Below are 18,013 nucleotides of genomic sequence, written 5' to 3'. Positions count from 1 at the left end.
TCAACTTTCAGGGTCAAGCGTTGTGTAGGGAGCCTGCCCCTGGCAGCCAAGGCACTGCGGGCCGTGATCCAGAGGATAGGCCTCGCCGCAGCGGGGGCAAATGCCGATGGTGCCCATATGACCATGTCCCAGAAAAACCTTGTCCACCTGCACGCGCTGCACCTTGCAGATGCTGTACCCGGCTTCTTCAATTTGCCGTTCAAGCTCCACAATATCCTGCGCATGCTTGGGCTTTTCTTTCATGAACCAGCTACGGATTTCCGGATAGGCGAATAGTTTTGCCGGGTCTATGCTCACGCGCACGCCCACGCCCGTCTTTTTGTTGTACAGCGAGAGCGCGTAGAGTCCCAGATCACGCACATGCAAACGGTTGTTGCCCGTGCTGCACAGGCTGAGCAGCTGCACCGCGTCCGGCAGGCATTTGCTGGTTTCCGCCACTGCTTCAAAGAGAGTTCCTTCGGGCAGCATACCCTTGGCAAGCTCGACCATATAGCCGCCGATAAGCAGACCGGGGGCCGCGCAACCGTGAAACTCCTCTGCGATCCCGTGGAACTGCGAAAACGTATACGCGCCGATATTCATGGGTATTCCGTCGTGCTGCCCGCCGTGTGCGGAAGATAAGGTGGGGTGCGCAGGCAGGATGGCTGCACCGAGAGGCAAAATGCCTTCCGTCACTTGGCATCATTTGCCGGCCAGCGTCAAGTACGCGCGGCAGCAGTGCTTGACCCGGCAGAGCGCGGACTGCTATCGGTTGCACACGGTCAGATTCATGCACCAGCATTCCGCGCTAACCTTTTGGGCGGCATATCCGCATGAGGCACCTCACATGCAGGCTCTTATAATCATAGATATTCAGAACGATTACTTCCCCGGCGGCAAGATGGAGCTTTGCGGCAGCGAGGCAGCGGCCAGTAATGCCGCCCTGCTGCTCAAGGCTTTTCGCAAGGCTGGAAAACCTGTTTTTCATGTACAGCATATTTCTCTTGCGCCCACTGCCACGTTTTTTCTGCCCGGCACAACCGGGGCGCTTATTCATGAAAGTCTTGCTCCTCTGACGGGCGAGACCGTGGTGGAAAAGCACTTTCCCAATTCCTTCCGCGACACCCCCCTGCTTGGTCTGCTCCAGGCGCAGAATATCACGGACATCGCCATAGCGGGCATGATGACCCACATGTGCGTGGATACCACCACCCGCGCCGCCTTTGACCTTGGCTTCACCTGCCATCTTGCCCACGATGCCTGTGCCACCCGCGATCTTGCGCACGATGGCAAAACCGTATGCGCCGCCGATGTGCAGACAGCGTACATGGCCGCCCTTGGGCAGGTATTCGCTCAGGTACGCAGCACGCAGGAACTGTGCGCGGCCATCAGTCAGAGCCGTTAGTCATTGCATCCATAAACTGCTATAAGCTGCGCTGCACTCCGTTTACACTACACATCAACGCCTATGCGCGCTGCACACTCCATCAGGGGGCAAATCATGGCGTCATTCCTGTTGCGATTCCGTTTTTCCGCACTGGCCCTGTTTTTATGGGCCAGCCTGTTTACGGGCTTTTTGCTGGATTCCCTGCCCTGCCATGCTCAGGAAAAGGCGGGCCTCGAACTGCTCTTGCTGCACACCAACGACCTGCACTCCTACCTTGCGGGAAGGGATGCCCACGGCAACGCCTGCCTGAAATCCGAGGGCTGCACGGGCGGTTTTGCCCGCCTTGCCACAGCCATGAAGCGCGCCCGCGCGGAGCACGACAACGTGCTGGCCGTGGACGCGGGCGACCAGTTTCAGGGCACCCTGTTTTTTACCGCCAACAAGTGGCCCATGCTGGCCGACATCAACAGCCTGATGCCCTATGACGCCATGACGCTGGGCAACCACGAATTTGACGACGGCTGCGAGGCCACTGCCGGATTTGTGCGGGCGCAGCCCTATCCCGTGCTGGCCGCCAATCTGGATGCCCGCCCCGGCTGCCCCCTGCGCGGAACGCCGTTCCGCCCATGGATCATCAAGGAAGTGCGCGGGGTCAAGGTGGGTATTGTGGGGCTTGCCAACCCAAGTGTGCGTACGCTTTCTGCGGCCTGCCCAGAAACCTGGTTCTACAAGAGCGAAACCACGCTGAAAAAGGCCGTGGCGGAGCTGGAAAAGCAGGGTGTGCGGCACATCATAGCCGTGACGCATCTTGGCCTGCCAAAGGATCTGGAACTGGCCCGCAGCGTGGACGGCGTGGATATTATTGTGGGCGGTCATACCCACGACTACCTTGGCCCAAAATCATCCAAGGGGCCGTACCCTATTGTGGAGCATTCGCCCTCGGGCAAGCCTGTTCTGGTGGTCACTGCCGGGGCGCTTGCCAAGTATCTGGGCCAGCTCGACGTGACTTTTGACGCGCAGGGCGTCCCCGTGCGCTGGCAGGGCGAGGCCCTGCCTCTGGATGCCTCCATTCCGCCCGACCCGGCCGTGGAAGCCAAGATCGCCCAGTATGCTCAAAAGCTGGAAGCCTTCACCTCCGTTACCGTGGGGCAGAACAACCTGAATGCGCCTGACGGCCTGCACCAGTGCCGCATAGGTGAATGCCTTTCCGGCCTCATCGCGACCGATTCCATGCTGGATTATGGCCGCAGCTACGGAGCGCAGGCCGCCATTATCAACGGCGGGGGGCTGCGCGCCCCTCTGCGGCAGGGAGCGCTGAACCTTGGCGACATGCTGGCCGTGCTGCCCTTTGGCAACAAGGTCATCATTCGCGATTTCAGCGGCGAGCAACTGCTGGCAGCGCTGGAACACGGCGTGGCCGACTACAAAGGCGTGGGATCGCCCCTGCTGCACACGGCGGGGCTGCGCTACGTGTATAATCCCGCTCTGCCGTCCGGCAAACGCATTGTGCGCGCAGAGCTGCTGGACGCGGGCGGAGCCGCGCGCCCCCTTGACCCTGCCGCCCGCTACCGGGTGGTTCTTGTGGATTATCTGGAACGTCGGGGCGATGGCTACGCCATGCTTGCCAAGGGATCGCCAGTGGAAGCCCCCGACCCGGTGGATGTGGACGTGCTGGCGGCATACATCAAAAAATTCAGCCCGCTGACGGCCTTGCCGCCAGACCGCCTGATCCGACAGACGAACTGATTGCTGCATGCGTGCAGGCTGAACCGCCGCGCGGCTCCATGCGCACAGATGCCTGACCATGCCACGCGTGCCTGAGTGTAGCAGAACAAGCCTGCCCATGGGACTTGCCAAGGGCAGGCTTGTTGGGCAGTGTGGCGAAAAAGTTGAGGCTTTATGAATTCCCGCGACCTTATCATGGTCCTTTCTTCGCTGCTTTCCATGGCGGCGGGCGTTTTTCTGCCCCAGGCGGCAGAACCGCTTGCCGCGATGCCGCGCCTTATCCTCATTTTTATGCTTTATATGAGTTTTCTGGCTGTGGGCATGGAAGCCCTGATGCGCGAAATACGCCACATGAAGGGCACACTCTGCTTTCTGGTGGCCCTGCGGCTTGCGGTGCTGCCGCTGCTGTGCCTTGCGGTCTTCCGCCTGTGCATGCCCCAGTTTGCGCTGGGGGCCTTTCTGCTGGGGGCGGCGCCCGTGGGGGTCATGGCCGCTGTTTTTTCGCTTATGGTGGGGGCCAATACGGCGCTTATTCTTGTGGCCAACATCGCCACGTCACTGCTACTGCCCGCAAGCCTGCCCGCCGTGCTTTCCGCTACGGATGCCGGGCTGCGCCTGCTTGGGCTTGAGCCGCTCAACATGCCCGCGCATCTGGAACTTGGGCACATGAGCGTGTCGCTCTGCGTGACCATTCTTGTGCCCTTTGCCGCCGCGCACCTTACGCGCATCCACCTTGACGGACTGCGCAACCTGCTTTTGCGCTGGCAGTTCCCGCTCATAACCGTGTCCATCGTGGTTTCCAACATTGCCATTTTCAGCCACTACGGCGACCTGCTGCGCCAATCGCCCGAGCTGCTGCTCAAATCGCTGGGCGCGGCCTCCCTGCTCTGCCTCGTCATGACGCTTGCCGCCATCCCCCTGGCCCGCCGCATGAGCAGGCAGGTGGGCATGGCCTTTCAGATTTCGTTCGGCGTTATCAACAACGTGCTGGTCATGATCGTGTGCATGGAATTTTTCAGCGCTACAGAAGCGATCATGGCTGCAGCCTACCTGGCCCCCCTGTACGTGCTGCTGTTTTATTACCGCCTGTGCAGCCGGGATAAAAAGCAGGGCTGACATTGCAGTGAATGCGGTGCCCTTGCGGCGAAAACGGGTTTACTTGCGGCCCCGGCAGATGTAGAAATCACTCAGGGGATGGAGTTCCCCTTGAACCGCATTTGCTGATAACTCCTACCAGGGCCAGGGCGTTGGTAGACTATTTTGCGACCGCGCCCAAGCGCGGTTGCTTTTTTTATTCAACGCCGGGGCATTACCGCTGACATCGGCAAGCATGAAAACGCGGGCAGCATGGGCCGTTAACAGCCATACCTGCACTGCATAACGGATTGACGCATGGTCAAAAACGTTCTTGTCATCACATTGGGGGCCGGGGCCGGGGCCTGCCTTCGCTGGGTGCTTTCAATGCTGCTCAATTCCATCTTTCCGGCTATTCCGCTTGGTACGGTGGCCGCCAATTTCCTCGGCGGGTTCGGCATCGGGCTTTCGCTGGGCGTGTTCAACTCGCTGCCCGGTCTGGCCCCCGAATGGCGGCTGCTTATCATCACCGGTTTTCTTGGCGGCCTCACCACCTTTTCCACCTTCACGGCAGAGATCGGCACCCTGCTGCAGGAACAACGCATAGGCATGGCCGCCGGGGCCATAACCCTGCACGTCTGCGGCTCGCTGATCTGTTTTTTCATGGGCCTTGGCGCAGTTTCGCTTCTCAAATCCCTCTTTCGTTAGGAGCAGGCCATGAACGGCTACAAACTGACATTTTATACGCAGCAGGGGCGCTCGCACGGGCACATGAGCATTGCGGAATGGCTGCTTAAGGAAGCAAAGGCCATTGGCGTTGAGGGCGCAACCTTTGCCGCGGCGCAAGGTGGTTACGGGCGCGACGGCAAATACCACAGCGCACGCTTTTTTGATGTGGGCGAGCAGCCCATGGAGGTAACCATGGCCGTGAGCCCGGAACACAGCGAGCAGCTTTTTGCCCGCATTGAGCAGGAAAATCTGCAAATCTTCTATATGAAAATCCCTGTGGAATTTGGCATCACCTGCTCGGGAAAAAATCAGCCCGCCTGACCGCAGGCAGAACCGCCCTCCCAATAAAGAACCCCCGGCGGAAACGGCCTCTCAGACCACATCCGCCGGGGGTTCACAGCATCGACAGACAAAAAACTAGGCCTGATCCAGACTCCACTGATCTTCAACTGGCAGATCGGCAAGACGGCGGCGCAGCATGTCCAGCGCATGGCTTGAGGCCAGGCGGCGCGTCCAGTCGCGGCCCAGATAACGTCCTTGCGGGCGCATGACGCGCAGCCAGACATGCTCCGCATCACTCAGGGCAATGTACACAAGGCCCACAGGCTTTTGCGGCGTGCCGCCGCCGGGCCCGGCCACGCCCGTAATGCCAATGCCATAATCTGCGCCGCTGTACTTGCGCGCGCCCTGGGCCATGGCCCGCGCCACCTCCGGGCTGACGGCCCCGTGCGCGCACAGCATATCGTGCGGCACGCCGAGCAGCCGCTCCTTGGCTTCGTTGGCGTAGGTTACCATACCATAGCCAAAAACATCCGATGCGCCGGGCTGGTCCGTGATGCGCTTGGCCAGCAGGCCGCCGGTGCAGGATTCCGCAGTTGCAAGTTTTTTGCCCTGAAGCGCCAGTTCCTGCACCACCACCGTCTCCAGCCCCGCAACATTCACGCCGTACACAAAGTGCCCCAGCAGTTTGCGCACCTCCGCCACCATGGGGGCAGCCAGAGCCTCGGCAGCGGCGGCATCCTGCGCCTTGGCCGTTACCCGCACAAACATTTCCGCATCGCCCGCATAGGTTGCCGCCGTGGGATTGGCACTGCCAGTCAGCCCCGCAATGCGCAAGGCCGCCACGCCCTCGCCTATGCCAAAGGTCTTTACCATGAACGAAGAAATGACCGACCCGCTCATGCTCCGCAAAAAGGGCACGGCGCTGTCGTGCAGCATGGGCAGCAGTTCGGATGGAGGCCCAGGCAGCATGAGCACCCAGCGCCCCTCGCCCGCAGGGGTGGCGCAGCCGGGGGCAGTGCCCACCAGATTGGGGAAAGCCACGGATCCGCGCGGCAACATGGCCTGTTTGGCCTGATTGGCCGACATGGGGCGCGTGCCGAAATACTCCCGCAACCGCGCCATGCTGTCTGCATGTTCCTCAAGTGGCGCTTCGGCCACCAGGGCTACTGTTTCCTTGGTCAGATCGTCTTCCGTGGGGCCAAGGCCGCCGGTGGTTATAACGACTTCCGCGCGTTCCAGGGCCTCGCGCAGGGCTTTCTCCAGCCGTTGCGGGTTGTCGCCCACGGTGTGCACCTGTAAAAGATCCATCCCCAGCGCAGAAAGCTCCCGCGCCACATGGGTTGCATCCGTATTGACCGTATGCCCCAGCAGGAGTTCTGTGCCGACCGATATTATTTCCGCCTTCATGCGGCCTCCGTTTTGCTTGATGCGCGTCCTGCCTGCAAAGACGTAGAACGTGCCGTTGAGCATCCTAGTCTCCCAGACTACACGGCGCAAGACTGACGCGGCGCGCACGCAAGATTTCCCGGCAGGGCTTGCTTGACAAGCCCGAATATCTGGGCCAATCATTTCTTACTAATTTACTAAGAAATTATTTGTCGACTAGGGTCATACAAACTGCAAAAGAAACAGGGGACTGAAATGAGCGAAAAAAAGAAACCACGTTTTGAAACCCTGCAAGTTCATGCAGGGCAGGAACAGCCGGATCCGGCTACAGGCGCGCGCGCCGTACCGATCTATCAGACAACATCCTTTGTTTTTGACGACTGTGCGCACGCTGAGGCTCGCTTTAACCTCAGCAATGCCGGCAACATATACAGCCGCCTGACCAATCCCACGCAGGACGCCTTTGAACAGCGCGTGGCAGCACTTGAGGGCGGCGTTGCGGCCCTGGCCACGGCCAGCGGCGCAGCAGCGGTCACCTATGCCCTGCAAAATCTGGCCGAAGCGGGCGACCACATTGTGGCCGAAAAAACCCTCTACGGCGGCACCTACAATCTGCTGGCGCACACGCTCAAGGCCTGGGGCATAGACACCACCTTTGTGGACCCCGATGAACCCGGCGCTTTTGAACGCGCCATCACACCGCGCACCAAGGCCATTTTTATTGAGACCCTGGGCAACCCGCACAGCAATATCGTGGATATTGAAGCGCTGGCGGATCTGGCCCACAAAAACGGCATCCCCCTGGTGGTGGACAATACCTTTGCCACCCCCTGGCTGCTGCGCCCCATCGAGCACGGGGCGGACGTTGTTGTGCATTCGGCAACCAAGTTTATTGGCGGCCACGGCACAACCCTTGGCGGCGTGATTGTGGACGGCGGCAAGTTTGACTGGGAGGCCTCAGGCAAGTTTCCCCGGCTGTGCGAGCCGGAACCGAGCTACCACGGCCTGAGCTTTACCAAGGCAGTGGGCGCGGCGGCCTATGCTGTGCGGGCACGGGCCATCCTGCTGCGCGATCTTGGCGCAACGCTTTCACCCTTCAACGCATTTATTCTGCTGCAGGGGCTGGAAACCCTTTCACTACGGGTTGAGCGCCACGTCAGCAATGCGCTGGCAGTGGTGGAATATCTGGCCAAGCATCCCAAGGTTGAGCGGGTCAACCATCCGTGCCTCGCCAGCAGCCCCAGCCATGCCTTGTATCAGCGCTATTTTCCCAAGGGGGGCGGCTCCATCTTTACCTTTGAGGTCAAGGGCGGCGCGGCGGAGGCCAGGGCATTCATCGACAGGTTGCAGGTCTTCTCCCTGCTGGCCAACGTGGCGGATGCAAAATCGCTGGTAATCCACCCCGCCTCTACCACGCATTCGCAGCTCACCGACGCAGAACTTGCCGAAACGGGCATCCGGCCCAACACGGTCAGGCTCTCCATTGGCATTGAGCACGTGGATGATATTATTGAAGACATTGCCCAGGCCCTGGGCTAACCCGGCCCGTTGCACGGCGCGCACAACGCACCCGGAACCGCAGCACAATTTCAAAGGCCCTGCCGATATACGCGGCGGGGCTTTTTTAGCCTGACAGCCCCGAGTAAAAGGCATTGTCTTTTCAGGGGCCATTGCATACAACTGGCTGATCCATTGTAATGCTCTGCGACCGGGACAGCCTGCCCCTTATGGGCAAGCCCCGCCGTTAACTGTGCGCTCTCAAGCAGGAGAATTTTCATGTTCAGAAAATTTGCGGTTCTTCTTTTCGTCATGCTCCTGGCCACGCCCGTGCTGGCAGATGAGGTGAGTACAAAGTATATTTCCGTCGACCTTCCCGACAACTGGAAAGCAGTTATGGCTCCCACAGAAAATCAGGGAACCACCACCGTTATCTTTTCAAATGCATCGGGCAGTTCCACGGTGGGTTTTGTGACCGGGCCCAACGGCGGCGCGGATACCAAAACTGTTGCCGAAATGTTCGCCAACCAGTTCAAGGCGCTCAAGCCCCCGGTGGAAAAAAACGGACAATACACCTTTGCCTTCACCCAGCAGCAGACCCCTTGCCAGTCCTGGGTGGCGGCGTCTGGCGATATTTTTATGGTCACGACCATCACCGGCGACCGCAAGCTTGGCCTGGCTTTTATCAAAAAGTATGTAAAGAGTGCGGAGTACGCCAGTTTGCTGCCTAAATAGACAAATTCTCTCGGCCAGTTACGGATTGATAAAACATCAGGGGCTGTCGGCATTGCCGACAGCCCCTGATGTTATTTCCTGCCCCCCAAAGTGCATTCACAAAGGGGTGCATTCCTGCCCGCAGCCTTTCCAGATTCTTTTAAGACGATTCACCACGGCATCTGAATAAATGTCGTTATTGCGGCCTGCCGCAACAAGATTGTCCAGCAGATCCTTGCTACGGCTCAGGGCCTGTTGAATGGGCGCATAGGCGGGATCTTCCTCCAGCACTACATTGTAGCCATCCATATCCTTGATGCGATAGCGCAGCGGCACCTTCCAGTTGCGAACGCACATGTTATACAGATAATAATTCAATACAAACAGTCCCATACCGCCGGACTCATCCTTGAAAAGCCGGGCATGTTCCTTGACCTTATTCAGATCCGTATCTTCGTATTCCGAATTGTCGTACTTGCCGCCGTTTACAAAAAAATCATTGGCGTCATAATAGTATTGCGACAATCCGGCGCAGTTCATACGCGCGCCGTAATCCCCGTCATCTGCGCCGTACAGGCCGTAATCTTCGCTCCAGCAGCCCAGCATGTCTGAAACACTTTTGGGGATGATAATGGCGCTCCCCATTAAATTGGAATTGCAAATGCCAAGTATGCCGTCTTCGCTGGTGATCGTGCCTGGATTTTTCACCATGTCATGCGCTTTGAATGTTGGCCCCAGTGTAGAAACAGGGTCGCCGTGCGCCCACAGCCTGAAAAGATTCTCAAGCCAGTGGGGTGTTATGACCGCCATATCGTTGTCGAGCTTCATGTAATAAGGGGCGTCCACAGCGCGCCAGCCGATGTTGCAAGCACACGATATGCCCATATTGCGCGGCAGCAGAAAGAGATTATCGATAATCCCGTCTTTGTGCAGTTCCACCAGCCGATCACGCAGGGCTTGCTCGCTGCCGTTGTCCACCACAGTAACCGCGAATGAAATGCCGGGCGCAGTTTTGCGCAGGGCCAGCAGCGTCTTCTGGGTAAGATGATACCTGTTAAAAACAGGAATGGTGATGTTTACAACAGGATTGGCCATCTGAACACTCCTGTACCGACCAGTGATTCAGAATGATGTGCAGGCTTAGGGCATTTAACGCTTACTTCTCGCATACGGCTGGCAAAAGCCTGCCTGCGCGCATGACATGGCAAGGATTTTCAGGAAAATCCTTGTCATGCTGATAACTCATTTCATTCGTAAACTGCGTTAGCCAACCTCTTCCATCAACCAGCGGCGCATGAAGGCCAGCCCTGCGGCCCGCGCCTGAGCGCCGAGCCTCTGGGCGTCTTCGCGTATGGCGCGGGGATCGAAGCCGTTAACGCCAAGTTCGCAGCAATGCCCCACAAGCCATGTTTCCATCAGGGCCGCGTCCATTTCTGCATGAAACTGCAAGCCAAGCTGCCCCGGCCCGGGCCGGAAGGCCTGATGAGGCGTGATGGCCGTTGAGGCAAGCAGGTCGCTACCGCGGGGCAGATCAAACGTATCGCCATGCCAGTGCAGCACAGGCGCGCCGGCAAGCTCGGCCAGGGGGCCGCTCAATCCCGCAGGGGTGAGCTCAACCTGACCCCAGCCAATCTCTTTGGCAGTTCCGGGGTACACATCGGCATCAAGAGCGCTGGCCATAAGCTGCGCGCCAAGGCAGATGCCCAGCAGCGGGCGGCCAGAGGCAAGGCGGCTCGCGATAAGCACCTTTTCATCGGCAAGAAAGGGATACAAATCTTCCTGATACACGCCAATGGGGCCGCCCAGCACCACGGCAAGGTCGGCATCTTTCCACAGTTCCGGCTCCAGGGGCACAACTCCGGCCTGCACATAGCTGATCGCAAAACCAGCTTCTTCGAGCGGCTGCACAAACACACCCAGATTTTCAAAAGCCACATGCTGAATAGCAACGCAACGCTTCATACTTTCTCCCGATGCTGAAATGCCTTTTACACTGACTGCCATATGGGCAAATACGGCAAACAGCGTTTGCGCCCGTCACTCTGCGGGCATTCTGAACGCCACGGGGGGGAGTTGTACGCGCCCAGGAAACCAACTTCGAGCAATGCACCTGTTGTTGCAGAGGCTCAACATCCTAAACAACACAGACCCCAGCGTCAGTCGCGCAATCATAGCGCGCCTGGGCATCCTTGCTGCGTCTTCCCGCACAATCTTCAGGGCAACTGCAAAACGAACCTGCCCGGGTTGAACTGCACCAGCCGTCTGCACCAGTAGTTTTCCATCTCACATAGTACGCAGCTTGTGGATGAAGCGCAAGAATGCCGAGCCTGCCCGGCAAAAACATCTTGCTACAAATTTATTTTTTTTGTTACTAAACATCCAGCTACGTCATGCCATAGCGGCAACCCCCTCCACCTCAACCAACAGGAACTTTCTATGTGGAAAATTTGCTGCGCCAGCCTTGCTCTGCTGCTCATGTGGGGAACCCAGGCCCAGGCCCATTTCGGCATGGTCATTCCCTCCACCCCCACGGTTGCCGACAAAAAGGACGCCAATGTGCAGTTGGAGATTTCCTTTGTGCACCCAATGGAAATGCAGGGCATGGATATGGCCGCGCCTGCGGCGGCTACCGTCACCCATGACGGAAAAACCGAAGACATCAAGGCAACGCTCAAGCCCGCCACCGTGCTGGGTCACAAGGCATGGCAAACCACCTATGGCATCAAAAAGCCCGGCGTGTACCAGTTTGCCGTTGAGCCCGCCCCCTATTTTGAACCTGCGGAAGACAAGTTCATCATCCATTACACCAAGACCGTGGTGGCCGCCTTTGGCGAAGAGGAAGGCTGGGATGCCCCCCTTGGCCTGAAAACGGAAATCGTGCCCCTTACCCGCCCCTTTGCCAACTACACAGGCAATGTATTCCGTGGCCGCGTTCTGCTTGACGGCAAGCCCGTTGCCGGAGCGGACGTGGAAGTGGAGTGCTACAACAAGGGCAAGGCCCACACCGCCCCCAACGATTTTTATGTCACCCAGGTAGTAAAGACCGATGAAAACGGCGTCTTCAGCTATGGCATTCCCTGGGCGGGATGGTGGGGTTTTGCGGCCCTGAACACCTCCGCCGAAAAAATGGAATACAAGGGTGAAGCCAAGGAAGTGGAACTGGGCGCTGTGATGTGGGTGAATTTTGCCGCACCCAAAACCAAGTAATACTGCGCCAAGTATGACTGCGGCAGGCCGGGCCGGAAATTGTCCCTTCCGGTTCGGCCTCTGCGCCAGCGGCCTTGCAAGGTGAAGCCGGGCAAAGGCCCATCAAAGGATTGATCATGCATATTGCCGAAGGCGTTCTTTCCCCTGCCGTGCTTGCCACGGGTTACGCCCTAACCGCTGCCGGAACGGCCCTGGGCCTGAAAAAACTCGATTATGACCGGCTCATGACCGTGGCCATTCTGGCCGCGACTTTTTTTGTCGGCTCGCTTATCCATGTGCCCATCGGCATTACCAGCGCGCACCTTATTCTCAACGGCCTTCTGGGCGTGATACTCGGGTGGGCGGCCTTTCCGGCCATCCTGGCGGCTCTGGCGCTACAGGCGCTACTGTTCCAGTTTGGCGGCCTTGTGGTATTGGGGGTCAACACCTTCACCATGGGATTTTCAGCCGTCGTGGCGGGTTATGTGTTTCGCGGCCTGTGCCGTGCGTGGCCCACACCAGCAGGGCAAAAAATTGCCGCCTTCTGCGGCGGAGCGCTGGGCGTCTTGGGCGCGGGCCTGCTGACGGCGGTGGCTCTTGCCTCCAGCGATGAAGGCTTTGCCACAGCCGCGCGGCTACTGTTTTTGGCGCACCTGCCCATCATGCTGGCCGAAGGGCTTATTACCATGCTGACCGTGGGTTTTATCGCCAGGGTGCGCCCTGAAATGCTGCGCCTGAGCGCGGCCTGAGGCCATAAGGAGTCTCCATGCATTCCACTTGCTCGCGCAGGGCATTCTCGCCCACACTGCCCGCACTGTTGTCCACGCTGTTTTTGCTCTTCACGTTGGCATTGCCCCATGCGGCTCAGGCCCACCGGGTCAATGTTTTTGCATGGACAGAAGGGGATCAGGTTGTTGCGGAATGCGGCTTTAACGGCGGCAACAAGGTCAAGCAGGGACAGGTGGTGGTGTACGATGCTGCCACAGGCGCAAAACTGCAGGAAGGCCGCACAGATGATCAGGGCGTGTACCGTTTTCCTGTTCCCGCTGAGGGCAAGGCCCACGGCCTGCGCATAGTCGTCAAGGCTGGCGAAGGCCATCAGAACGAATGGATGATGGATGCCGCCGAACTGGCGGCGGTTCAGACGCCAGCCATTCCCGCCAGCGCCTCCGAAGCAAAGGACGCGGCGGCTCCTGCTGCCGAAAAAACATCTCCGGTTACACACGCAGTATCCACGGCACCCCCCGGAGCAAAAGGCGCGGCTGCACCCACCCCAAGCGCTGCCGGCGTCAGCTCCGGGGAGCTGCAAACCATTGTCAACGCGGCGCTGGATGTAAAGCTTGGGCCCATCCGCCGGGAACTTGCCGAAATGCGCGTGTCGCGCCCCGGATTTTCTGAAATTTTCGGCGGCATCGGCTGGCTGGTGGGTCTGGCGGGTATTGCCCTTTACTTCAAGGGGCGTCGGGGGTAATGGCTGGGAGTGTTTGACCAGCCCTTTGTTCGCCCATCGCTCATACAGCGTATTGACCCCCGCGTTCGCATGGCCTCCGCGGGGGGGCTTGCGGTATGCATATCTCTGCTGCACAGCCTGACCGCCTGCGGCATGGCCCTTGCGCTGGGTCTGGCGCTGCTGGCGGCGGCCAATCCGCCTGCCCGCGCGCTGCTGCAACGCCTCGGCGCCATCAATATCTTCATTGTTTTTCTGTGGTGCGTAACGCCCCTGACCACGCCGGGAACCCCGCTGGCGCAATGGGGAATGCTCACAGTCAGCGCAGAAGGCGTGCGCCTTGCACTGCTGGTGAGCATCAAGTCCAATGCCATTGCCTGCATCTTTCTGGCGCTTGTCGCCACCATGAACGCCCCCACCGCCGGTCATGCGCTGGAGCGGCTGCACTGCCCGCCCAAGCTCGTTTTCCTCTTTCTTTTCACAGCCAGATACGTTCACGTCATCGCCCAGGAATGGCACACCCTGCTTGTGGCGGCACGGTTGCGCGGTTTTCGCCCGCGCACCAGCATGCATACCTACCGCACCCTGGCATCCTTGCTGGGCCTGTTGCTGGTGCGCAGTTACGAGCGCTCTCTGCGAGTGCGCGAGGCTATGGTTCTGCGGGGATTTTCCGGCCATTTCAGATCGGTGACGGTATTCCACGCCCAGAAGGGCGACTGTATTTTCGCACTGGGCCTGCTGTTGTGCATGGCGGGGATAATCGCGGTTGAATGCCTGGGAGTCCTTAATGTCTGACCACCATCACGATGCAGCCATTTTCAGCCTCGAGGGCATCTGCTTTGCTTACGGGCAGGGCAACTCGCCGCGCACAGTGCTGTGCGATGTGGATTTTTCGCTGCACCCCGGTCAGCGTATCGGCCTCTATGGTCCCAACGGCAGCGGCAAGACAACGCTTTTCCGCTGCATCACGGGCTTGGCGCGGCCTCAGGCGGGTCAGGTGCTGTTTCACGGCACGCCCCTCAAGGACGAAAAGGATTTCTACAATCTGCGCTGCAAGGTGGGATTTGTGCTGCAGCACGCAGAAGACCAGCTCTTTTTCCCCACCGTGCTGGAGGACGTGGCCTTTGGCCCCCTGAATCTCGGCTTTTCAGCCGATGATGCCAGAGACTGCGCCATGGACACCCTGCGCGCTCTCGGCCTGGCCGGATTTGAAAACCGCCTTACCCACCGGCTTTCCGGCGGCGAAAAAAAGCTCGTATCGCTGGCTTCAGTGATGGCCATGAAGCCCGAGGCCCTGCTGCTTGACGAGCCCACCAACGGCCTCGATAACGATGCCCGCCAGCGAATCATCGACATCTTGGGCAGCCTGGACACTGCGCGCATAACTATATCCCATGACTGGGATTTTCTGGCGCAAACATCCACCCAGTACCTCACCATCGCCAACAATCGGCTGAGCGCCTGCGCCCCATCCTTTGCCCATGCCCATATGCACGCCCACCCGTTGGGCAACGAACCCCACGAGCATTAGCCCCACACAATTTTGCTGGCGGCAATCTTCAACAATGCAAGGGCAATACGCCCGCAGCTATCTGCTATAAAATAATTTTCCATCCTGCCGCCGCGCCACGCCCTTCCGTAACGCCCCGCTGGCGTTGCCCGCTGGCTCGCCTCCGGCAGCCTCGCTTTTTAATTTTAGCACCAAATATCTACTTGTATATATAAAATGATAGTAGCATTCTTTCCTGAAGAGTAGTAGGGTCGCGCAGCAATTTATGCTCTGCGTCAGATTCCTGTCTTTTGGCACCATATCTTGGACTCCCAAGGATTGCCATGCGCGAACCCTATCCCAGCCTCCCCCTGCCGCTTATCCAGACGGACACAACCGATGCCGTGCTGGAATGGCGCGTTGCCTCAGACCTCCTCCGCTTCAGCCTTGGGGCCGGGAGGCTACTTGGCATTGAGGCAAATGTTCCTTGCAGCATGGCGGCATTTCTTGGCGCATGCCATGAGGATAAAAGGGACATACTCGGGCAATCGTTGCAGACGTTTCTCGAGGGCCACATCGGGGCGCATATGGAAATATGCTTTCCCATCAACGGTCTTGTGGCACGAACCCAGCTTATAACCCTTGCGCGTAACGGTGCAGGGCAGGCAGAGCGTGTGGTTGGCTGCATCAGCGCGGTGGAACGTCAGACGCAGCAGATTTTGCCGTCCGCGCGTTTTTCCATGCAGCACCTTGCCACGCCGCACTCCACGCAGGATGCCGCCCGCCTGATGCTGGCGCTCAATGCTTCCGGCGATGGACTGTGGGATTGGGACGCCAATACCAATACCGTCTACTACAGCCCCCGCTACATTGAAATGCTGGGCTACTCTGCCGAGACTTTCCCGGCAACGCTGCGAAGCTGGGAAGAAAAGATTCATCCGGAAGATTACGCCCACGTGGTGCCCATACAAAAAGACATCATTGCCTCGCCCACCCACGGCGATACCTTTGAATGCACCTACCGCATGCGCAGGGCAGACAACACCTGGGCCTGGATCCTTGGCCGCGGCAACGTTACACAGCGCGATGCCAGCGGCAGGGCCACGCGTGTGGTGGGCCTGCATACCGACATCAGCGCAAGCCAGGCCGACAGAGCCCACCTTGAGGACATGGTGCGCAACGACCCGCTCACAGGTTTGCGCAGCCGAACTTTTTTTACCATGACCGTGGAGGAGCTGGAGCAAAACGCCGTTCGGCCCGTGGGGATAATCGTTGCCGATGTCAACGGACTGAAAATGATTAACGATTACCTCGGGCACGAAGAAGGCAATACCGTGCTTTGTCAGGCGGCCCTGCTGCTGCGCGGCGGGCTGGATTCCGCAGCCTGCGTGGCGCGCATGAGCGGTGATGAATACACCGTGCTGCTGCCCGGATGCGACAGACTGAAGGTTGCCGAAACGTTGCATGAACTCATGCAGCGCTTTGAAAGGCACAACAACCAGCAAAACCGCCCCCCGGTCTTGCTGGCAATGGGTTCCGCCTGCACAGAAAACATGCAGAACAGCATTGCCAACGCCATTGTGGAGGCAGACCGGGCCATGCTGCGGAACAAACTGACCACAAGGGCTGAGACGCGCCAGCGTGTTCGGGACTGGATTGAAAACCACACCTTTGCCAAGGTTTCCATGAACGACTGCCGCTATCTGTAACGCGCAGCAGGCAGGCCGCCGCAGGCCGCGCCCCCGGCGCTCTTGACGCAAGGCTGGCTTTGCGCCAGAGTATCCCCATGTCGGAAGATAACCCTCCCCCTACGCAGGCCCAGGACTCTGGCATCGGCATCAGCAGGCAATCGCCGCTGGAACAGCCGATAGTTCAGGAGACCGAAAGCGGCCAAAAGTTGTTACAGTTCCTGCAAAGGCGGCTGAACTTGCCCCCCACCCTGCTCCACCGCTGGGTGCGCACTGGTCAGGTGCGCATCAACGGCAGCAGATGCAAGCCCTTTGCCCGTGTGCAGACAGGCGACATTGTTCGTCTTCCTCCCTTTGCCTTCAAAATGGCGGAAGAAAGCGCGTCAGAAACTGCCCCCCAGCCGCTGACGGATACAGCTCTCGACACGCAGCCGGTTGATTCGCCTCCGCTGCCGCCCATGATCGGCACAGACGGCTACCTGTGGGCCTTCAACAAACCCGCAGGCCTGCCTACGCATCCCGGCACAGGGCATGACGACAGCCTCAGTTCCCGGCTGGCCGCCTACTTCGCAAGCGCGCCCTTCAAGCCCACGCCCGTGCACAGGCTGGACAAGGAAACATCGGGCGTACTGCTGGTGGCTGCCTCGTACGAAGCCCTTGCCAAGGCACAGGACGCCATACGCGATGGAACGCTGGCCAAGGAATACGTTGTATGGGTGCAGGGCCGTTGGCCTTTTGCCGAAACGCAGCTTCTGCGCCACTTTCTGCGCAAGGATGCTGCCCAAGGCTACGAAAAGGTGCGTCCGGCTGCTCCCGGCGAGGCTGACAGCCGCGAGGCTCTTTGCATGGTGCGCCCCCTGAGGGTGGAGCAAGCGCAAAGCCTGCTGCTTGTGCACCTGCTGACAGGCCGCACGCATCAGATCCGCGTACAGCTTGCCGCCGTGGGGTATCCTGTGATTGGCGACACCAAGTACGGGCAGGCTGCGCCTACGCGCCGCCATGTGCCGCGCGGGGCCTACGCCCTCCCGGCCCCGGCCCGCATGGGCACGGCAGAAAAATCTGCCCCGGAGCCGGAAAACCTGATGCTGCATGCCCTGCGCGTAACCATGCCCTGCGGACACGTGTTTTCATGTCTTCCGCCGTGGTCTGGCGCGCATGCCCTTGAGCAGATGCCAGAGCCTGTCGCGGCCATGACAGCCCCGGAACATGGGGGCGGATGCGGGGTCTTCCCTTTGACGGAACAAAGTGCTAAAAATAAATTTTTACGCCAGTAAAGCAGTCTCAAAACCCAACTGTCCTGGCTGCCGCGCGGCCTGCGCGGCATTACACGCCAGACGCCTCAGAGAGCATATGCTCCGGGCGCTTTCTTTTCATCGGAGCGCATGACCGCATGGCGGCGCACTCCGCTTCACGCTTGCAATCTCGCCTGG

18 protein-coding genes and 1 riboswitch are annotated in these 18,013 nt (G+C 59.3%); of the genes, 14 read left to right on the top strand and 4 right to left on the bottom strand.

The window, feature by feature from the left end:
- Positions 1–582 carry an FmdE family protein gene (locus tag NE637_RS03390; RefSeq protein WP_215647199.1) on the bottom strand — a complete coding sequence of 194 codons (582 nt, stop codon included), beginning with the start codon at positions 580–582 and terminating at the stop codon, positions 1–3.
- Positions 583–826: 244 nt separating this feature from the next.
- Here NE637_RS03390 and NE637_RS03385 point away from each other — a divergent pair, with 244 nt between their 5' ends.
- The 5 genes from NE637_RS03385 (at position 827) to NE637_RS03365 (ending at position 5,215) form a co-directional block, all read left to right on the top strand.
- The gene (locus NE637_RS03385) at positions 827–1,384 is read left to right on the top strand and encodes a cysteine hydrolase family protein (RefSeq protein ID WP_227117684.1); all 558 of its coding nucleotides are present in this window, start codon (positions 827–829) and stop codon (positions 1,382–1,384) included.
- Between the two features lie 96 nt (positions 1,385–1,480).
- Positions 1,481–3,112, top strand: a complete 1,632-nt coding sequence (locus tag NE637_RS03380) for a bifunctional metallophosphatase/5'-nucleotidase (protein ID WP_227117685.1) — start codon at positions 1,481–1,483, stop codon at positions 3,110–3,112.
- 153 nt (positions 3,113–3,265) lie between these two features.
- Positions 3,266–4,207, top strand: a complete 942-nt coding sequence (locus NE637_RS03375) for a symporter (protein ID WP_192111365.1) — start codon at positions 3,266–3,268, stop codon at positions 4,205–4,207.
- Positions 4,208–4,272: 65 nt separating this feature from the next.
- Positions 4,273–4,331, top strand: a riboswitch (Fluoride riboswitch).
- Positions 4,332–4,483: 152 nt separating this feature from the next.
- Positions 4,484–4,873 (top strand): fluoride efflux transporter CrcB, encoded by a 390-nt coding sequence (crcB, locus tag NE637_RS03370; RefSeq protein ID WP_022658421.1) that lies wholly within the window; start codon positions 4,484–4,486, stop codon positions 4,871–4,873.
- 9 nt (positions 4,874–4,882) lie between these two features.
- On the top strand, positions 4,883–5,215 hold the full coding sequence (locus NE637_RS03365) for a DUF190 domain-containing protein (protein ID WP_022658420.1): 333 nt from the start codon (positions 4,883–4,885) through the stop codon (positions 5,213–5,215).
- 96 nt (positions 5,216–5,311) lie between these two features.
- On the opposite strand, the gene NE637_RS03360 is transcribed toward NE637_RS03365, so the two are convergent.
- Positions 5,312–6,583, bottom strand: a complete 1,272-nt coding sequence (locus NE637_RS03360; protein ID WP_227117687.1) for a competence/damage-inducible protein A — start codon at positions 6,581–6,583, stop codon at positions 5,312–5,314.
- Between the two features lie 234 nt (positions 6,584–6,817).
- Here NE637_RS03360 and NE637_RS03355 point away from each other — a divergent pair, with 234 nt between their 5' ends.
- Entirely contained in the window at positions 6,818–8,101 is a 1,284-nt protein-coding gene (locus NE637_RS03355) for an O-acetylhomoserine aminocarboxypropyltransferase/cysteine synthase family protein (protein WP_215647039.1), read from the top strand.
- 237 nt (positions 8,102–8,338) lie between these two features.
- Positions 8,339–8,794, top strand: coding sequence for a hypothetical protein (locus tag NE637_RS03350; RefSeq protein WP_192111362.1), 456 nt, complete (start codon positions 8,339–8,341; stop codon positions 8,792–8,794).
- A gap of 96 nt (positions 8,795–8,890) precedes the next feature.
- Here NE637_RS03350 and NE637_RS03345 read toward each other — a convergent pair whose 3' ends face one another.
- Together NE637_RS03345 and NE637_RS03340 are read right to left on the bottom strand one after the other, a co-directional pair.
- Positions 8,891–9,868 carry a glycosyltransferase gene (locus NE637_RS03345; protein ID WP_227117688.1) on the bottom strand — a complete coding sequence of 326 codons (978 nt, stop codon included), beginning with the start codon at positions 9,866–9,868 and terminating at the stop codon, positions 8,891–8,893.
- 168 nt (positions 9,869–10,036) lie between these two features.
- Entirely contained in the window at positions 10,037–10,735 is a 699-nt protein-coding gene (locus tag NE637_RS03340) for a glutamine amidotransferase (RefSeq protein ID WP_215647041.1), read from the bottom strand.
- Positions 10,736–11,209: 474 nt separating this feature from the next.
- On the opposite strand from NE637_RS03340, the gene NE637_RS03335 reads away from it, so the two are divergent.
- The 7 genes from NE637_RS03335 to NE637_RS03305 all read left to right on the top strand — a co-directional run bounded on the left by NE637_RS03335 (position 11,210) and on the right by NE637_RS03305 (position 17,857).
- Positions 11,210–11,980 carry a DUF4198 domain-containing protein gene (locus tag NE637_RS03335; protein ID WP_192111359.1) on the top strand — a complete coding sequence of 257 codons (771 nt, stop codon included), beginning with the start codon at positions 11,210–11,212 and terminating at the stop codon, positions 11,978–11,980.
- 116 nt (positions 11,981–12,096) lie between these two features.
- Complete coding sequence (gene cbiM, locus NE637_RS03330) at positions 12,097–12,708, top strand: cobalt transporter CbiM (protein ID WP_192111358.1); 612 nt, start codon at positions 12,097–12,099, stop codon at positions 12,706–12,708.
- Between the two features lie 17 nt (positions 12,709–12,725).
- Positions 12,726–13,430 carry a NikL family nickel/cobalt ECF transporter subunit gene (locus NE637_RS03325; protein WP_227117690.1) on the top strand — a complete coding sequence of 235 codons (705 nt, stop codon included), beginning with the start codon at positions 12,726–12,728 and terminating at the stop codon, positions 13,428–13,430.
- A 9-nt stretch (positions 13,431–13,439) separates the two neighbouring features.
- Positions 13,440–14,201, top strand: a complete 762-nt coding sequence (cbiQ, locus tag NE637_RS03320; protein ID WP_227117692.1) for a cobalt ECF transporter T component CbiQ — start codon at positions 13,440–13,442, stop codon at positions 14,199–14,201.
- The gene (locus NE637_RS03315; RefSeq protein WP_227117694.1) at positions 14,194–14,937 is read left to right on the top strand and encodes an energy-coupling factor ABC transporter ATP-binding protein; all 744 of its coding nucleotides are present in this window, start codon (positions 14,194–14,196) and stop codon (positions 14,935–14,937) included. The genes cbiQ and NE637_RS03315 overlap by 8 nt, the downstream gene beginning before the upstream one ends.
- A 302-nt stretch (positions 14,938–15,239) precedes the next feature.
- On the top strand, positions 15,240–16,604 hold the full coding sequence (locus NE637_RS03310; RefSeq protein WP_215647044.1) for a GGDEF domain-containing protein: 1,365 nt from the start codon (positions 15,240–15,242) through the stop codon (positions 16,602–16,604).
- A gap of 77 nt (positions 16,605–16,681) precedes the next feature.
- Positions 16,682–17,857, top strand: a complete 1,176-nt coding sequence (locus NE637_RS03305) for an RluA family pseudouridine synthase (RefSeq protein WP_227117696.1) — start codon at positions 16,682–16,684, stop codon at positions 17,855–17,857.
- Positions 17,858–18,013 lie beyond the last annotated feature (156 nt).

The organism is Desulfovibrio desulfuricans, assembly GCF_024460775.1.
GTDB classification, from domain to species: Bacteria; Desulfobacterota; Desulfovibrionia; order Desulfovibrionales; family Desulfovibrionaceae; genus Desulfovibrio; species Desulfovibrio desulfuricans_E.
This window is presented reverse-complemented; position numbering and strand designations above follow the sequence as displayed.